Consider the following 18,696-nt stretch of genomic DNA (forward strand, 5'->3'; position numbering starts at 1 on the left):
GTTCCAACACCTTTTAGGTATAACTGCCTGTAAAGTAATTTTTCAGGAAGGTCCAGAACGAGGAAATAGTTTTAGAGCATGTAATAATTAACCCAATTCTGCAAAAGTAAAGAGTTTGAAAGATATCCTTTGCTACACGGAGAGCTCCAAAACAAATAATTTGACTTACTGCACAAGCTTTAGTATAATGAATAATTTGAATACAACCCTTTTAACAACCTTACAAAACCTGACTGAAGTGGGAGTGATCGCTACCGATGAGAAGGGTGGAATACATTTTTTTAATAAGGGGGCACAGCAACTTTTAGGCTATACTCCTGAAGAAGTGCTTTCAACAGATATTTCTTTTTTGATCTATACCAATCCAGAATCTAAATCCCAACACAACCAGCTACAGATACTAACCCTGCATCCGGAAGGAAGACATACTTTTATTCATCAAACTAGACAAAGGATATTTGTAGCACTTAGCATACAGCCCTATGCTGAGGAAGATAGTTCTCCGGGTGGGTATATTCTGACTTTTACTTCAGTTCAGACAGAGGAGAAAACCCCTGAATCACAAATAGCCTCGCAAAGTATTAAGCAGCAGACAAATGAAGCATTTGACAACGAATCAACCCTGCCACATGCCATTTTCGAAAACATAGTACTAACTAAAGGTGGCCAGAGAATTCCGGTAGAAATCAGTACTAACATTCCGGCAGCAGAGGAGATAACTACCAATTTAGCACTCATCAAAGACTTCAGCCAGCACAAGGGGGTGGAACAAGAAATACAAAACGCTCAGGCGGCCTTTAAAGCTATTTTTGATGAGAGTCCTATTGGGGTGTCCATTGTGGATGAAACTGACAGATTAATACAAATCAATCAGTCACACTGCCGCATGCTGGGGTATCAGAAAGAAGAATTACTTAACATGCGTTTTTCTGATTTTACCCACCCTGAAGATATTCAAGCCACTGCGGAAGTCAGGCAGAGCATACTTAAGGGTGAAATCAATAGTTATCAGTTAGAGAAAAGATTGCTCACCAAAAATAGAGGTTATATCTGGGTACGGCTCACCAGAATAGGTTTTAAACAGAACAATCATACTTTCATAGTAGGTATTACAGAAGACATCACAGAACGAAAGAAATGGGAAGAAGAACTGATGCGGGCCAAACAACAAGCCGAAGAAACTGCCTTAACCAAGCAGCAGTTTTTGTCTACAATGAGCCATGAACTCCGCACGCCGATGAATGCGGTGATTGGGCTTACTCATTTATTATTGCTGGAAAATCCGCTGCCTGACCAGGTAGAAAACTTACAAATGCTTAAGTTTTCCTCCGAAAATTTGCTGGCGTTAATTAATGATATTCTCGATTTTAGTAAAATAGAGGCAGGAAAAGTTAGCCTGGAAAACGTTAATTTCAGTATCAGGAGTCTGGTTATAAGCATTATTAATTCTCTTCAGTTAAAAGCCAACGAAAAGGGAATTGCCTTAGTAATGAGAATAGACGAGCAGATTCCTCAGTTAGTAACCGGCGATCCTGTAAGGCTGACACAGATATTGAACAACTTATTGAGCAATGCCATTAAATTCACACAAAAAGGCAGTGTTACGCTCAGTATAGCGCTGGAGCAAGTTCTTTCCAATCATGTCCAGCTTCATTTTTCAGTAACGGATACTGGTATAGGCATTCCTGCTGATAAACTCACACACATATTTGAAAGCTTTTCTCAGGCTGGGAACGATACCACCCGTAAATATGGCGGTACAGGCTTGGGGCTGGCCATTACCAAACGTTTGCTGGAATTACAAGGCAGTACCATTCAGGTAGAAAGCACACTTGGCGAAGGATCAACTTTTTATTTTAGCCTGAAAATAGGTTCTACTATAGCTGGGCAAGAGAAGGCATCTTTATATGCAAATACTGAGAAGTTCATTACGCTGGAATCTCTCCGCTTACTACTGGTAGAAGACAATGAAATTAACCAGATGATTGCAACTAAGTTTCTGACGAAGTGGAACATTTACCCCGATTATGCAAACAATGGACGGGAAGCGGTTGAGAAAGTGAAGCAAAATCATTATGATGTCATTCTGATGGATTTACAGATGCCTGAAATGAACGGATATGAGGCAACACATACTATCCGTAGTTTCGGTGAAGAACGTTTCAAACAAATACCTATTATTGCCCTAACGGCCGATGCTGTGATAGATGTGAAGGAAAGAGCAATAGCGGCAGGTATGTCTGATTTTATAACCAAGCCGTTCAACCCGGATGAGTTATACCAGAAATTGGTTAGGTATGCAAGCAAAAGTCAGGAAGATACTCAAACGTCCTTTCTCCATACACAACAAGTAGAAGCAACAAAAATGCTGTTGAGCTATAAGCAAGTGTATGAACTGGCGGCAGGTGATATGATTTTTGTAGAACAATTAATTCATTCCAGTATTGATCAAATACAGCAGTTTAAAGGAATGATTCACGACATTGTTGAAGCTAAAAATAAATACCGGTTCGACTCAGCTGTACATAAAATTCAACCCATGATCCGGCTGTTTGAGATGAACCTGCTGGCACAGCACCTGGAGGAAACCCGTACTCTGATGGAGAATTCAAGTATTACCTTTGAGCAGTTGAACTATAAGATCATTGATATTATGCGGGCTTGCAGTACCCTGACAGAAAAGCTTGCCCAGCCTCAGCATCAATCCTAAGCATCTACAGCCGTTCTCTTCCCTGAAAGCCAGCGCTAGCAAACTTTTGCCTTGATTGAGGCTTTTTTTTACTGCCACTAACCATAGATTTCGTCTTTTCCCGGCTGAATCCTATTAAAAAGTAAAACCTCCCGGGCAGGAGGTTTTACAAAGGCAGGAATAAAAAAGTAGATGTTAGCTAAAAGCAGCAAAACACCTGTTTAGAATAGTGGCATACACATTACCAAATTTTTCATAACACCAGGATTTTAGCATCCTGACTTCTTCGCCTATAAGTGAATTAATGGCTTTTTTTAATTCTTTTTCAAATAGCTTGTTGTCAAAACTTACTTTTTGAAGAATTAATTTCATGTATTCAAGCATAGCCTTTTAAATTTTTTGTGGGTTGAGTTAATAAAATTGCTAATCAAACTATTATACGGCAAGAACACCAGGTGGTTAGCAGGTTTCCTGCAACAATTTATATTAGTAATTTTAAAACTTTTTGTTAATACCTAATCTTCTGTCTACTACATAATTACCTCAAAACATACAAAGTTTTGAAGTCATAAAAACACAACTAAATATACGTCTAAAAATGAGTTTTATTATCCGTTTTTAGATTATTTTTTCGGGGTTGCTAAGATACAAAAAATATACATATTTAAATAAAAAATATGTATTAAATTATAATTACTGTACTATTAAGTGTTTTCTTCGGAACTTTGTTTAATGCATATATTCCTAAGCAAATTCCTGCTTGTTTGTTGGTTATTAGGCATATCTCTACTGAATCTTCAGGCTCAAAATGTTGAGGTTGAATTCGGAAAAAAAGTCATTGCTTTAGACGAATCTTTCACCATAAAACTGCTGATTGAAAGTAATAGTTCGAAGAATAATTATTCTGCTTTTCCACAGATTCCTGGTATGCTGAAAAGTGGCCTTTCGGCTTCTATGTCTACCGTCCTTCAGAACGGCCGGTCGGTTATTGTTGAAACGGTTACCCAAAACTATATCGCTCCGAAGCCAGGATCATATGTTCTGAAACCTTTTATGATAAAAGTAAATGGCGCCGAGGTGACGTCTGCCAGCGTTACGGTTCAGGTGGGGCCACCTAAAGACCCAAATTATGTATTTGGAAATGAGGTGTATGATGAACTGCTGGAACTGGAAAGAAAAAGAAACGAATATACCGATGTAAAAGCGGATGCTTTTTTTGCCCTCAACACCAGCAAAGACAAGGTATATGTGGGAGAGGGTTTTATGATTTCACTCGGATTATACATAGCAGAAACCAATAAAGCAGAACTTGAATTTTACAAATTAGAAGAGCAACTGGCAGATATATTGCGAAAAATACGGCCAGCCAGTTGCTGGGAAGAAAATTATGATATTGTTGAAGTAAAAGGCTCTGATGTAACCATTAATAACAAAAAATATGTCAGGTATACAGTTTATCAGGCTATGTATTATCCCTTAAATGCTACACCTATTGTATTTCCCGAAATCGGCCTGACAATAATTAAGTTTAGAGTAAAGGAAAATGCCGACTCTTTACAGAATAGTAAAAAGCAGGATTTACGGACTTTTTATACCAATACCAGAAAAGTAACTGTAATGCCTTTACCTCCTCATCCATTAAAAGAGCAGGTAACAGTAGGTAAATTCCGTTTGAAAGAAGCCATCAGCAAGCGTAGCCTGGAAACCGGCAAAAGCTTTACCTATCAGATTGATATTATTGGAGAAGGAAATCTTTCTACCATTGAGTTTAAACCCGGGAATAGTCCGGCATTTGATTTTTTTGCACCTGCTATTAAAACACAGCAGAATCGCACCGGGAATTCCAGTTCAGGAGTTAAGTCTTTTAGTTTCCAGATTGTGCCAAAAGAACCGGGCTTGCATGTGTTACGGAATTATTTTGAATGGATTTATTTCAATGTCGAAAAATCAACATACGATACGCTTTCTTCTACCATTACTGTGCAGGTAAGCGGTGAAAGCCAGAAAAATACGGATATTTCATTGAAAGAAATGGGACCGGTTTACAAGAATATGATGCGGGAAAGCAACCGTTTGCGGGATGCACATGAAGAGGATTGGATACGCATGTTTGCGAACCTGTTTATTTTAGGTATGTTGCTGGCTACTTTTGTTTTGTTTTTTATCAAACGGTAAAAACTAATGGGATTAGATATTCGTGTTGTTGCTGACATACCAAGTGATCTATTTTATACAGATGAGTATTTTGACAAACATTTAAAGGAGTTCTCACTAAGCAGAACATTCTGTAATTTATATTTTACATATCAGAATTATCTTGACAACAGTGAATTTATACAAATCAGTAAAATAATAGGTGTTGATTTTACACCTTTACTAAAAATGGCTTCTTATCCTTCACCAGAGTATATAGAGGCTATGTTAGAAATAGAAGCAAAAACAGAAGAAGAAAAGACTCAATTATTAAAGAATTTTGAGAGAGAAAAACTTGAATCAAAACAAAGTATAGCAGATATCAAGGTATTATTGAGGCAATTACATCAAAAGTTAGAAAGAATAGAGAACCTACAGGATTTAATAAAATACAATGAATATCATAAAGAAAGATTTTATAGATATTTCGAAGATTTTGTTATTGATGTAGGAGACGGATACATAGGTAATAACTTTGGCCAGGATGTGCGTAATTTTATTAAAATATTGGAATATTCAGAAAAGCAAGGAGCCCAAAACGTGTACTTTGATTTTGGTTAGGTTTTTTGGAAATGAGTGATCTAATTTTGACTTATAAAACACATAAGTTTTCTGCTTTAAAAATACTGGAACCATTGCAGATGGTTTAATAAAACATTTACATGAATACATACGGTAAACAATTCAGAATAACCACTTTTGGCGAATCGCATGGTGCCGGCATAGGCGTAGTGATAGATGGCTGCCCGGCAGGTTTACACCTCGACCTGGATTTTATTCAACATGAACTAGACAGACGCAAGCCAGGGCAATCTAAAATTACGACCCAGCGCAAAGAAAAAGACGAATTTCAGATTTTGTCTGGCATCTTCGAGGGCAAAACTACTGGCACACCGCTTACGCTGATGATATGGAATGAAGATGCTAAAAGTAAGGATTATGCTCACATTGCCGAGCAGTTCCGCCCTTCTCATGCCGATTATACCTATCAGCAAAAGTATGGTGTACGTGATTATAGAGGCGGCGGCAGAAGTTCAGCCAGAGAAACAGCGGCCAGGGTAGCATCAGGCGCAATAGCTAAATTATTGCTGCAACCTTTGGGTGTACAGATATATGCCTATGTTTCGCAGGTGGGCAAACTGAAACTGGAGAAAGCCTACCAGGAACTTGACCTCAGTTTAACAGAAGATAATATCGTTCGTTGTCCCGACCAGGCTGTTGCCCAGCAAATGATTGCTTTAATTGATGAAACCCGAAAAAAAGGCGATTCCATTGGCGGTATTGTAACTGGTGTTATTAAAGGTGTTCCGGTAGGCTGGGGTGAACCAGTATTTGATAAATTACATGCGGAACTGGGTAAGGCTATGCTGAGTATCAATGCGGTGAAAGGATTTGAATATGGCAGCGGCTTTGAAGGCGTACAATTATACGGTTCGCAGCATAACGATGCTTTTTATACAGAAGAAGGAAAGATTAAAACCCGTACGAATCATTCTGGGGGCATTCAGGGAGGCATTTCCAATGGAGCAGATATTTACTTCAATGTAGCATTTAAACCAGTTGCAACGCTTATGCGCGATCAGGAGAGCATCAATACCAAAGGTGAAGCAGTAACCGTTTCAGGCAAAGGCCGTCACGATCCTTGTGTGGTACCCAGAGCCGTTCCTATTGTAGAATCGATGTCGGCATTGGTACTGGCTGATTTCTATTTGCGTAACAAAGCTTCCCGGATGAATGATTAACCAATGTTTACAGAATTACAGAAGGATAGAATAAATTCTGTAATTCTGTAATTCTGTAATTCTGTAATTCTGTAATTCTGTAATTCTTTATGGCTTTAGATAAGAATTTCTTCCAGGATGTATATGAAGTAGTCAAGTTGGTTCCGGAGGGCAGAGTGACTACCTATGGCGCTATAGCTCAATATTTAGGCTTAAAAAGTTCTGCCCGGATGGTAGGCTGGGCTATGAACCAGGCACATGTCGTTAGCGGAGTTCCGGCACACCGGGTAGTAAACAGAAATGGACTGCTCACGGGCAAACATCATTTTGAAACACCCCAGGCGATGCAACTACGGTTGGAGCAGGAAGGAATTATTATTGTGAATGACAAAGTACAGAACTTTGATACATTAGTCTGGTATCCGGTAAAGGAATTGTTGTAAGCACCTTTAAATTACAAATTCCTGTTTAGCGATACCCTGGACATAAATATACTCACAAACGTAAGTATAGCACCTAACACGAAGGGAGCACCCGGAAAATATACCGGCGCACTGGATTCTGTAAAATAGGCAAATAAATTTGTCATTAAAGGAGGGCCGATAATACTGGTTACGCTCACTAAACTGGTAAGCGCACCTTGTAATTCTCCCTGCTCATTGGCAGGTACCTGGCTGGAAATAATTCCCTGCAAAGCTGGTCCTGCGATACCTCCCATTGCGTATGGGATGATAAAAGCAAACATCATCCAACTCTTGCTTGCAAAGGCGAATAATATAAAGCCTATCGTATATAAGAATAAACCTACGTATACCGAACGTTTTTGTCCCAGTTTAGGGATAATAATCCGGATCAAGACTCCCTGTACAATGGCCACCATTAAGCCTACAAATCCCAGCGAATAACCTACCCAGGCTTCATTCCACTTAAATTTTTCGATAGTAAAATAAGACCAGGTGCTTTGCGTAGCATGTGCCGCTATGTACAAACAAATTAACGAACCAATCAAGCCGGAAATAACCGGATACTTTCGTAATTGCATTAATGAACCCAGTGGATTTGCTCGTTTCCAGTCGAAGGCACGGCGATTTTTGGTAGACAGAGATTCAGGCAAGATAAAATAACCATACAAGCAGTTCAATAAAGTAAGGCCAGCTGCGGCCAGAAAAGGCACTCTCGGACCAAATTGACCCAACACACCACCTATTACCGGGCCTATGATAAAACCAAGCCCAAAGGCCGCTCCGATCATTCCAAAATTCTGTGACCGGTTTTCAGGGGTACTAATATCAGCAATATAAGCAGATGCGGTAGTAATACTGGCCCCGGTAATACCAGCCAGTAATCTACCTACAAATAACCATCCTATACTTGGTGCAAAAGCTAGAAACAGATAATCCAGTCCGAAACCTAACAAAGAGAGAAGCAGTACCGGTCTTCTCCCGAAACGGTCGCTAAGGCCACCCATTACCGGAGAGAACAAAAACTGCATCACTGCATACGCAAACACAAGCCAGCCACCATACCTGGAAGCGTCACTGATATCTCCTTGAATAAGGTCACTGATGAGCCGGGGTAACACAGGAATAATAATACCTAAACCTATTACATCAATCAGAAGGGTAATAAAAATAAAACCAAGTGCAGCTTTCCGTTGAACAGCCATAATTGCAATATAGGTTAAGGCAGTAGACCCATTCCTGTTACTCGTTTGTTCTCAGGAATGTTGCCGCAAGTTGTGAAATACCGGGCAGAAATTGCAGTTCAGCGAGGTATTTTTTAGAAGTGTGATGCCGTATGCTTTCCTGAGAGATTATACAAAAATAACCGGAGACATAGATAGTCTATGCTCCGGTTATTTCCCAACATAAAACTTGTACTTAAGATTAAATGGCTGTACTATTTAGCGGCCGATAAAGGCAATAAATGATTCTTAACCGTCCAGTTACCTACCTTATCACCCAATTTCTGACCTGCTTCGCAGGAAAAACGGAAGTGAATTCCTACCATTACCCTTGAATCTGCATTTTCATTGGCTGCCTGGCTAAAGCTTTTAAAAGAACGAGTTACATTTGCCGGATCAGAAGTTGTAGAAGTCATAGTAAAGGAGGTTTTATCTCCCAGAATTTCTCCCAATACGGCTGCACCTGCATTACCCAAGGCACTATGTGTAGATGGATAATCCTGTACCGGGGGTGTAGGCATTAAAGGTTCCCAGGTTGGGTCGGCAACAGTAGCATTATTTCCATCTGTTTCCGCAGCACGAATAGCGGTAAAAGGTCTCCAGAAATCATAATGAAATTTAGAATCCCAGCCAGCTGTATACGAATCAGCCAAGGCCATATTCAATAAGGCAAAAAGACGTGCTGTTTCTAACAGATCCAGTTTCTTGGTAACAAGCGCTGAGCGGGCAACCCGGTTCCAGCCAATTTCAGAGAATTCATACCAGAATTTAGCATAGAAAGTTTGTGCTGCCGTACGGGTAGTACTATTCAATTTTCCTACACTTTTAACCTCTTCAAATGCCTGTGCATAGGCAGTACTGTTAAGGGCCGGACGTGGTTCGCTGCGGAACTGGTCATAGGATTCCAGCGCAAAGGGCTTCATGGTTTTCCAGTGAGGCGCAAATACAAAGTTGAAAGGCGGTACAACCTGATACAAACCCGGCTCCTGAGGATTATTTACCGGGCCAATTGGGTCCTGGAAAGCGCCATCATTCGCGCGTAACGCTAATACAGCCTGTGCAGCTTGTTTGCCTAGGGCAATACCACGTGTTTTGCTATCCCCTTCTTTTACGCCGACTACAGATTGGGCAAAACGTTCGTCGAGCATGCTTTGCTTATCTGGAAAGGATGCGGCTAGTACTTCACGGGCAGCTGAGGCAGCAGCAGCAACAGGATCTGCCTGGGAATCGGTTCCGTTGAAGGCATACATCTGATAATCGGCTGAAATCGCATTGATGGCATCATGCATGGCTATATGTGTCATGGCATGGATATGGGCCCCTAATAAAGAATGCTGATAGGTTGGCCCTCCCAGAGCCTCTAGCGTAATCTGATTCCAGTCTAATATCACCTGGTTGGAGAGTCCTTTTAATTTGTTCTTTTTCCCGGGTTTTGCTTCGTCTCCGTTACAAGATACAAAGAAGAATGCCCAAAGAATGAGTGTAAATAATGCTGTTTTTTTCATGATCGTGTAGTGTTTTTTGTTGACGCAAAGGAATAGCGTGCTGGCGGGCATTCAAAAAAACACAGGTAGATACCAGGTATGCACCTGAAAAGCGTTAGGTAGATTCCAGGTATGCAACAGCAAAATGTCTGGTTTTAAGCTAAAGCGATCTTGAAATAGTTTAAATAGATTATAATAATACCAAATAGGGCGAAGGCTATTCCATAGAGGTTGTAATCTTGCTGATGGCTTCTAAAATGTAAGGGTATCCGGTTAGAGAGGCGATCTGTCTTTGCCCATAACTTTTAGCCGTATTAGTGATCCAGGCTTCCAGTTCTTGTTCATGGCTGAAGTTGTGAAAAGCTACTTTGTTTTTCATATCCCCCCACAGCCTTTCGACCGGATTGAGTTCAGGGTTGGAAGAAGGTAAATACACCAGGCGGATATTTTGGGGCACTTGCAAGGCTTTTGCCCGGTGATAGCCTGCTTTGTCTACAAAGATAAACTTGAACACTTGCGGTTGATGGCGGCTAAACTCCTCAAGCATATACTCAAAGTAAAGCGTGTTAACCTGTGGGGCAGTAATAAAGAAGTGATCTCCTGTCAGCGGTTCTACCAATCCATAGCAGTAGCGGTAGATGAAGCGGTGCTGATAGGCTCCTACCGGTTTTATGCCGGCAAGGGTGATGGCTCTTCTCAAAACAGTCATCAAACCAAAGCGGCTCTCATCCTGATAGTACACCTTCCAATGGCTGACTACCCCTTTGGCAGCCAAAGGAGCATAGTAGCGCTGTAAGAGGAAAGTGAGCACCAAGTTTAGTTTTTTTTATACTTCTGCTCATAGGCTAGATCCTTTTTCAGGTTGCTCTTTCTAACCACTTTCAGCTTTGCCCCCAGCTGTCGGTGGACAAACCAATGTACATGCTCATAGCTCAGATCAATGCCATGCGCCGTGTGCAACCACTCATGGATTTGCTTATAAGAAGTAAAATAGTTGTTTGGATCAGCAAGCTTTGCCTTCAACTGCTCAAGTACTTTACCTGCAATCTGTGATGCCCTTTTGTGGCCGCCCGGATCTATCTGAAGACAGGCTTGCAGCCCTTTCTGTTTGTAAAGCCGGAACCACTGGCCCACTGCATGACGCTCATAGCCTACGGCAGCAGCTATTTGTCCATACGCTTTAGCCTGCCCACTCTTGTAGAGGTAAAAAGCCCGCAGTCTGGCTCCGGCTAGCGGATGGGCTATTTTTTTGCTCATCTTCAGCAACTGCTCGGCACTCTCGATGAGCTCAGTTTTGGTTACTCTTCCCATACTTGATCAACATATAACATCTATGGAAGGTTCTTTATACTATTCGGTATAATTCGGGATTTAATGAATATATAACACTCTTTTAGAGATGGAAAAGAAAAAGCGCCCGAAGACGCTTTAATAATAAAATACCATATGAAATATAAAGACTTATTAACTGCCGGCTTTTTTCTGGTATTTGAAATACATAATGCCTAATGGAGGCAAGTTTACTGCAATAGAATTTTCCCGGCCATGTGCAGGAGCAGGCAGCGATTCAGCTACCGGCAGATTTCCGATTCCGCTTCCTCCGAAAATCTCGGCATCAGTATTTAATATCTGTGCATAAAATCCTTTTTTAGGTACGCCCACCCGGTAATTTTCTCTGGGCACAGGTGTAAAATTAGCAATAACTACGATTTGGTCTTTTTCAGCTTTTCCTTTCCGGAGCCAGCAGATCACACTGTTTTCAGAATCATTGATATCAATCCATTCAAAGCCGCTTTCTTCAAAATTATATTCATACAAAGCGCCTTCCTCTTTATAGATTGTATTCAATGCACTCATCAGGCTTTTCATGCCCTGGTGTGGTGCATATTGCATCAAATGCCAGTCTAAACTTTTCTCGTGCGCCCATTCTGTAGTTTGTCCAAATTCTCCTCCCATAAATATTAGCTTGGTGCCAGGGTGTGCAAACATATAGCCATATAGTAAGCGCAGATTAGCAAACTGTTGCCAGTGATCGCCAGGCATTTTATACACCAGAGGTTTTTTTCCATATACTACCTCATCATGAGAGAGTGGCAGCATAAAATTTTCAGTAAAGGCATAATACAAACTGAAGGTGAGCATATTCTGGTGAAACTTGCGGTAAACTGGCTCTTTGGCAAAATATTCGAGTGTGTCATGCATCCAGCCCATCATCCATTTCATACCAAAACCTAAGCCGCCAATATATGTAGGCCGGGATACCATAGGCCACGCCGTGGATTCTTCTGCAATAGTTTGTACATCCGGAAAATTGCCATATACAGCTGTATTAAATTCTTTCAGAAAAGAAATAGCCTCCAGGTTTTCACGTCCGCCATATTCATTGGGTATCCATTCGCCTTCTTTCCGGGAGTAATCGAGATATAACATAGAAGCCACCGCATCTACCCTTAGGCCATCAATATGGTACACATCCAGCCAGAATAAAGCATTACTAATCAGGAATGAGCGTACCTCGTTGCGGCTATAATTAAATATATAGCTTTTCCAGTCAGGATGATAACCCTTGCGCATATCGGCATGTTCATACAAGTGTGTACCATCGAAATAGGCAAGTCCATGCAGGTCAGAGGGGAAATGAGAGGGAACCCAGTCGAGTATGACACCGATGCCTTCTTCATGCAAAGCATTTATCAGGAGCATAAAATCCTGTGGAGAACCATACCGGCTACTAGGCGCAAAATATCCGGTAATCTGATAGCCCCAGGAACCAAAGAAAGGATGTTCCATTACCGGCATAAATTCTATATGGGTAAAACCTAATTCTTTGACATAAGCAGGCAGTTCCTGTGCCAGCTCCCGGTAGGTAAATGAACGGTTATCTTCTTCAGGTACTCTTTTCCAGGAGCCCATATGCAGTTCATACACGGAATAGGGCTGGGGTTGACCCTTTAATTTAAGCCGTTTTTCAAGCCACAATTTATCAGTCCATTTATGGGTGATGTCCCATACAATAGAAGCCGTACGGGGTGGGATTTCCCATAAAAGTCCATAGGGATCACCTTTTTCCGCACTATAGCCGTCTACCCTGGAGGCGATAAAATATTTATATACGGTTCCATGTCCTAAACCGGGAATAAACGCTTCCCAGACACCGGAACTATCAAAACGGACGTACATGGGATGAGATTCCCGGTTCCATCCGTTAAAATCTCCAATCACAGAAACTTTTTCTGCATTAGGTGCCCACACAGCAAAATAGGTACCCATTACCCCCTCATGTTCCATAATATGGGCACCTAATTTATTATACAAGGAATAATGTTTACCTTCTCTGAAAAGATAAATATCGAATTCAGTAAAGCGGCTTACGCCTGGTATAGAAGCAGCCTGTCCAGACTGGTTTTTGTTTTCGGATGCGATCATATTATTTAGTTTTTTCTTCTCCTTTTAAGTATCTGTCCATAATGTACTTGATGCCTCTGATCGGAATAACTACCCAGTCGGGGCGGTTGTTGAGTTCGTAACTCAGTTCATATACAGCTTTTTCCAATAAGAATACTTGCATTAACACGTCAAAGTCTTCCTTATTGTTGGGAATAAAGCTCTGGCCTTTTACTTTTTCCAGGTAAGCACTTAAATAGAAGCCACTTATATAATGATACCATTGCTCTGCCCATTTCTCGAGATAGGGTGCATCTTCGGCACGTACAGAAGATTGTTGCAATAAAGCATGATAGGCTGCATAATGGAATGAACGGATCATACCCGCCAGGTCACGCAAGGGGGAACGCTTGAGCCGCCGTTCGCTGAAAGCACGGGCTGGTTCGCCTTCGAAGTCGATAATAACAAAGTCTTTACCAGTAAACAGTACTTGTCCTAAATGGAAATCGCCATGTATCCTGATTTTATTGGTGTCAATTTTATGGGCGAAAACACGCTGCATATTTTTTAATACATCGCTTTTCATTCCGAGTACTTCTTCGGCTTCTGCCCGTACATTAGCCGGCAATTGCTTCATCTGCTTATCCAGGCTTGTGTAAGCACCTCGTACCAGAGATTGGAGCGAGGAATACACCGAACGCTGGTAGTGCAAAGAGAATGCTTCTGGCTCAAAGTTTTTCTCTTGCGGATTGGCCGCTAGTGCCAGGTGCATTTCGGCTGTGCGTTGTGCCAGCAGGCGTACCCTTTCTGCATTAGGGCCACCAATCATGTTACGCACTTCCTCTGGTATATCTTCAAATTTGGCCGGAGCCGATAAGTTTCCCACAGTAGGTGCAATTGTTTTAAATTCTGGCTGGCCCAGTACCCGCTCAAAATACCTTTGCAGAGAATCGTTAAAATATTCCCAGGCATCGCCCTGGTTAGGTACAAGTTCGAGCATCATACCAATCACAATCGGAGCCTGACGGGGTATCTGGTGTTCGATGGCACCGGCGAATTTGGGTATCTGTGTGAAGTCTGTTTTGTCGGTAAGGTATTTTGTAATTTCCAGATCTGGATTAATTACCCGGTCGAGTTTACGGTACAACTTCATAAAGAAGGCATTTTCAAACGTAATGGACGTATTGCTTTGTTCGGCACTTAATAGTTTTGAACTCACTTTTCCATTTTTAGCCTTCAGCAGGGTTTCAGCGGACCTTTCTGCATAAAATACCAGTTCCGCTTCTTCTCCATCTTTGATCCGGCGTTTTTTTGCCATCATGACAAATAAGGCTTGCTGGAACTCTTCATTGTATATCGCATCGTACAATATGCCTTTTTCTTCCTTGAGTGCTATGGTGGCCAGTACACTTTTGGGGCAATTGTCCCGGAGTTTTTTCTCCAGTTCATCTTTGGCAAACGCTACCGGAATCTGATACAGTTCAGGCATACCTTCATTGTAGTTGACTTCAATAACGAGCAAAGCTGCCCGGTCTTTGCCAAAAGGAATTTCTACATTATCTACCACTTTCACACGTTGCAGCACCCTTGCTTTTCCGCCAAACCACCGGCAGGTTTTGATATATTCCGGAATAATTTTTCCCTCCAGTCGCTGCAGCGGCATGTTCTCAAATAAGCTATCCCAGGTGTTAAGACTTACTATGGGCTGTCTGTCATCGGCTGCCTGGGCTATTTGTGCATTCTCATTTTTAAGCAGGAACCAGTAATAGGCATGAGGCCCCATTGTGAATAAATAGGGTTCTTCTTTAATGTTGGGAAATTTATTCTGACTAAATACTTCGGTAGGAGTATATCCTTTATAAGCAGACAGGTCTATTTCTACAGCCTGGGTAAACCTGGATAAATTGACAACGACCAGGATTATTTCTTCTTCATAGGTACGTGTAAAAGTAAGAATTTTGGCATTGGCCGGTGTAAGAAACTGAATATCTCCTCTGCCAAAAGCTTTGAACCGCTTGCGCATACCAATCACCCGTTTCATCCACCACAAGAGCGAAGAAAGATTTTTCTGCTGTGTTTCTACGTTTACTGACTCATATTTATATTCCGGATCAATGATAATGGGCAGATACAATTGATGCGGATTAGCGGCTGAGAATCCGGCATTACGGTCTACTGTCCACTGCATAGGTGTGCGTACGCCATCCCGGTCGCCGAGGTAATAATTATCGCCCATCCCGATTTCATCTCCATAATAAATAACCGGAGTTCCTGGCAGAGAGAATAACAATGTATTCATCAACTCAATTTTCCGGCGGTTATTATCTAGCAAGGGAGCCAGGCGGTGCCTGATACCCAGGTTGATTCTGGCTTGTGGGTCTTTGGCATATACCTTATACATATAATCCCGTTCTTCATCGGTTACCATCTCCAGTGTAAGCTCATCGTGGTTGCGCAGGAAAATCGCCCACTGGCAGGTTTCAGGTATCGCTGGAGTCTGGTCTATAATATCTGTAATGGGATAGCGGTCTTCCATCCTCACTGACATAAACATCCGGGGCATAATGGGGAAGTGGTAATTCATGTGGCATTCGTCGCCATTCCCAAAGTACGAAGCAGAATCTTCGGGCCACATATTGGCTTCGGCCAGAAATAAGCGGCCAGGATATTTTTTATCTAAGTGTGCCCGTAATTTTTTAAGATAGGCATGAGTTTCTGGTAAATTTTCGCCGTTGGTTCCTTCCCGTTCATAGAGGTAGGGAACAGCATCCAGCCGGAAACCATCAACACCCATATTGAGCCAGTATTCGAGAATTTTAAAGATCTCTTTCTGTACATTGGGATTGTCATAGTTCAGGTCGGGCTGGTGGGAGAAAAAGCGGTGCCAGTAATAGGCATTTGCTACCGGATCCCAGGTCCAGTTAGAACGTTCGGTATCAGTAAAAATAATCCGTACGTCTTTATACTTATTTGAGTCGTCGCTCCATACATAATAATCCCGGTAGTTGGAACCAGGTTTTGCCAGACGTGCCCGCTGGAACCAGGGATGCTGGTCGGAGGTATGGTTGATGACCAGTTCTGTAATTACACGCAAACCCCGTTTGTGGGCTTCTTTAAGGAAAGTCTTAAAATCATTAATATCTCCGTAAGAGGGATTAACATTGTAATAATCCGCAATATCGTAGCCATCGTCACGCAGGGGAGAGGGGTAGAAAGGCAAGAGCCAGATTGCTGTTACACCCAGGTCTTCCAGGTAATCCAGCTTGGAAAGCAAACCTTTAAAATCGCCGATGCCATCGCCTGAACTGTCTTTGAAGGCTTTGATATGCAATTCGTAAATAATAGCATCTTTATACCAGTGAAGGTTATCGTCTATTACACTTTTAGCCATGTAGGGTTAATGTTTAACGGGTTAAAGTTTTAGGTTAGATATTGATCTGTTAAATAGCTGGAAAACTGAGTTAAAACTTCTGATGCACATTTATTATATACCACACCTGGGTTGATTTATATGGAAAAAGTAAGCCTGCCTGGTATTTTTTATACTATTGAGCAGGCTTTAGCTATTATACTTCAATTTTGAACACATGTGCCGGAATTAAGGTAGGATGTAGTTCTACATAATTCCATTCGTTATTCCAGGTGTATCGGCTGCCTGTTAATAAATCAATCACCTTATAGGATGAGCCAGGAGAAATACCCAGATAGAAGATAGGTACTTTTATAAACCCAGCCTGCATATGATGGGGATCTATATTTACTACCATCATTAAGCTATTCGTACCGGCATCGTCTTTTTTGGCATAACACAATATCTGCTCATTATCTGTATCAGAAAACTGAATGTTCCAGGTCGTTTGTAAAGCCGGATTTTCGTGCCTGATGCGGTTGATGCGGTACATGACATCTTTTATTTTGGTATGGGCATAGAAATCCCATTGTTTGATCTCATATTTCTCAGAATCCAGGTATTCTTCTTTGCCAGCCGCCATCGGTGCATTAATTGCGAATTCATATACAGGACCATATAATCCATAATTGGAAGATAAAGTAGCTGCCATAATCAGGCGGGAGACGAAAGCGGCTTCACCACCCTGTTGCAAGGAATGCGGCAGAATATCAGGTGTATTGGGCCAAAAGTTCGGACGGAAATATTCACGCATATCTGTCTGAGTTAGTTCAGTCAGATATTGTTTGAGTTCATAGCCGGAGTTTCTCCAGGTATAATAGGTATAGGATTGAGTAAAGCCAATTTTAGCCAGCCGTTCCATAATCCGTGGACGGGTGAATGCTTCAGAGAGGAAAATAATATCCGGATGTACGCTGCGGACTTCCCGGATAAGCCATTCCCAGAAGTTGAAAGGCTTGGTATGCGGATTATCTACCCTGAAAACGTTTACGCCTTTATCAATCCAGAAGTCTACAATACTTTTGAGTTCATGCCAGAGGTTTTCCCAGTCGTGGGTTTCAAAATTGATAGGTAATACATCCTGGTATTTTTTCGGCGGATTTTCGGCGTATTGTACAGTTCCGTCGGGGCGCCACTTAAACCATTGCGGATGCGATTTTACATATGGATGGTCTTGCGAACATTGCAGGGCAAGGTCCAGAGCGATCTCCAGTCCTGCTTCTTTGGCTGTGCTTACAAAACTTACAAAATCATCGATGGTTCCTAGTTCCGGGTGAATAGATTTATGGCCGCCTTCATCTGCACCAATTGCCCAGGGAGAACCTGGCTCTCCTGGTTGTGAATTGACATTATTATTTTTTCCTTTCCGGAATGCACGTCCAATAGGATGGACAGGAGGCAGATACAACACATCAAACCCCATGCGTACAATTTCCGGAATGAGTTTTTCGCAATCTTTGAAAGTGCCGTGTTTGCCTGGTTCCTGGGAAGTAGAACGGGGAAATAATTCATACCAGGTGCTGAATGCTGCTTTTTTACGTTCTACATCTACCCTGAGAATGCGCTTATAGGCACCTGATTCGCTTTTGTCGCCAAATACAGTCATCAGACTTGAAACTTCTTCGCTCAGGGCATGCAATACAGAGGCTTGTACATCGGAGGAGTTTCTGAATTCATGCGCCCATCTGAATAAATCATCTTTATTCTGGCCTTCTGCCCGCGTAGCTGCTTCTTCCATCAGTTGTGCACCAATCACTAGCTCTATCTGTACATCCTGTCCGGCGTCAAATTTCTTTTTCAAGCCTTTTTGCCAGGTCAGGAAATGATCTATCCAGCCATGTACCCGGTATTCGTACATGCCAGGTGTATCTGGCGTAAAGGAACCTTCCCAGTGGTCATTGACTAAAAAGGTCATTGGCGTTTCTTCCCAATGGGCATTATTTACATGTCTGTAGCGAATATAGGCACGTACTTCATCGTGACCATCTCCAAATACATCAGCCCGGACTACTACTTTCTCTCCCACTATACGTTTGATGGGAAATTGTCCGCAGTTAATCTGTGGCTTTACATGTTCAATGATGGCTCTTTTTCTTCCTTCAAATTCTTGCATAGGTAGTTAAAGGTTTAAG

Annotated in this window: 13 protein-coding genes; 5 read left to right on the top strand and 8 right to left on the bottom strand. The window is 41.8% G+C overall.

Annotation, left to right across the window (positions count from 1 at the left end; all coding sequences use genetic code 11):
* Nucleotides 1-187: 187 nt before the first annotated feature.
* Nucleotides 188-2,710 carry a PAS domain-containing hybrid sensor histidine kinase/response regulator gene (locus tag GXP67_RS20570; protein ID WP_162444870.1) on the top strand — a complete coding sequence of 841 codons (2,523 nt, stop codon included), beginning with the start codon at nt 188-190 and terminating at the stop codon, nt 2,708-2,710.
* Nucleotides 2,711-2,884: 174 nt separating this feature from the next.
* Here GXP67_RS20570 and GXP67_RS20575 read toward each other — a convergent pair whose 3' ends face one another.
* On the bottom strand, nt 2,885-3,073 hold the full coding sequence (locus GXP67_RS20575; RefSeq protein ID WP_162444871.1) for a hypothetical protein: 189 nt from the start codon (nt 3,071-3,073) through the stop codon (nt 2,885-2,887).
* Nucleotides 3,074-3,421: 348 nt separating this feature from the next.
* Between GXP67_RS20575 and GXP67_RS20580 the strand changes: the two genes are divergently transcribed.
* The 4 genes from GXP67_RS20580 (at nt 3,422) to GXP67_RS20595 (ending at nt 7,046) form a co-directional block, all read left to right on the top strand.
* Entirely contained in the window at nt 3,422-4,864 is a 1,443-nt protein-coding gene (locus tag GXP67_RS20580) for a BatD family protein (RefSeq protein ID WP_162444872.1), read from the top strand.
* Nucleotides 4,865-4,870: 6 nt separating this feature from the next.
* Entirely contained in the window at nt 4,871-5,443 is a 573-nt protein-coding gene (locus GXP67_RS20585) for a hypothetical protein (protein ID WP_162444873.1), read from the top strand.
* Nucleotides 5,444-5,544: 101 nt separating this feature from the next.
* Nucleotides 5,545-6,624, top strand: a complete 1,080-nt coding sequence (gene aroC / locus GXP67_RS20590) for a chorismate synthase (RefSeq protein WP_162444874.1) — start codon at nt 5,545-5,547, stop codon at nt 6,622-6,624.
* A gap of 89 nt (nt 6,625-6,713) precedes the next feature.
* Nucleotides 6,714-7,046: an MGMT family protein gene (locus GXP67_RS20595; RefSeq protein WP_162444875.1), complete on the top strand. Its 333-nt coding sequence runs from the start codon at nt 6,714-6,716 to the stop codon at nt 7,044-7,046.
* Nucleotides 7,047-7,057: 11 nt separating this feature from the next.
* On the opposite strand, the gene GXP67_RS20600 is transcribed toward GXP67_RS20595, so the two are convergent.
* The 7 genes from GXP67_RS20600 to GXP67_RS20630 form a co-directional block, all read right to left on the bottom strand.
* Entirely contained in the window at nt 7,058-8,269 is a 1,212-nt protein-coding gene (locus tag GXP67_RS20600) for a TCR/Tet family MFS transporter (RefSeq protein ID WP_162444876.1), read from the bottom strand.
* A 233-nt stretch (nt 8,270-8,502) separates the two neighbouring features.
* Nucleotides 8,503-9,792, bottom strand: coding sequence for a vanadium-dependent haloperoxidase (locus GXP67_RS20605; protein WP_232064514.1), 1,290 nt, complete (start codon nt 9,790-9,792; stop codon nt 8,503-8,505).
* 196 nt (nt 9,793-9,988) lie between these two features.
* Nucleotides 9,989-10,582 (bottom strand): IS630 family transposase, encoded by a 594-nt coding sequence (locus GXP67_RS20610; RefSeq protein WP_162441765.1) that lies wholly within the window; start codon nt 10,580-10,582, stop codon nt 9,989-9,991.
* A 5-nt stretch (nt 10,583-10,587) separates the two neighbouring features.
* Complete coding sequence (locus tag GXP67_RS20615) at nt 10,588-11,082, bottom strand: helix-turn-helix domain-containing protein (protein WP_162441766.1); 495 nt, start codon at nt 11,080-11,082, stop codon at nt 10,588-10,590.
* Between the two features lie 153 nt (nt 11,083-11,235).
* Nucleotides 11,236-13,197, bottom strand: a complete 1,962-nt coding sequence (glgB, locus tag GXP67_RS20620) for a 1,4-alpha-glucan branching protein GlgB (RefSeq protein ID WP_162444878.1) — start codon at nt 13,195-13,197, stop codon at nt 11,236-11,238.
* 1 nt (nt 13,198) lies between these two features.
* Nucleotides 13,199-16,546: a maltose alpha-D-glucosyltransferase gene (treS, locus tag GXP67_RS20625; protein ID WP_162444879.1), complete on the bottom strand. Its 3,348-nt coding sequence runs from the start codon at nt 16,544-16,546 to the stop codon at nt 13,199-13,201.
* A gap of 175 nt (nt 16,547-16,721) precedes the next feature.
* The gene (locus GXP67_RS20630) at nt 16,722-18,677 is read right to left on the bottom strand and encodes an alpha-1,4-glucan--maltose-1-phosphate maltosyltransferase (RefSeq protein ID WP_162444880.1); all 1,956 of its coding nucleotides are present in this window, start codon (nt 18,675-18,677) and stop codon (nt 16,722-16,724) included.
* Between the last annotated feature and the right edge of the window lie 19 nt (nt 18,678-18,696).

It is taken from the genome of Rhodocytophaga rosea (assembly GCF_010119975.1).
GTDB lineage: Bacteria > Bacteroidota > Bacteroidia > Cytophagales > 172606-1 > Rhodocytophaga > Rhodocytophaga rosea.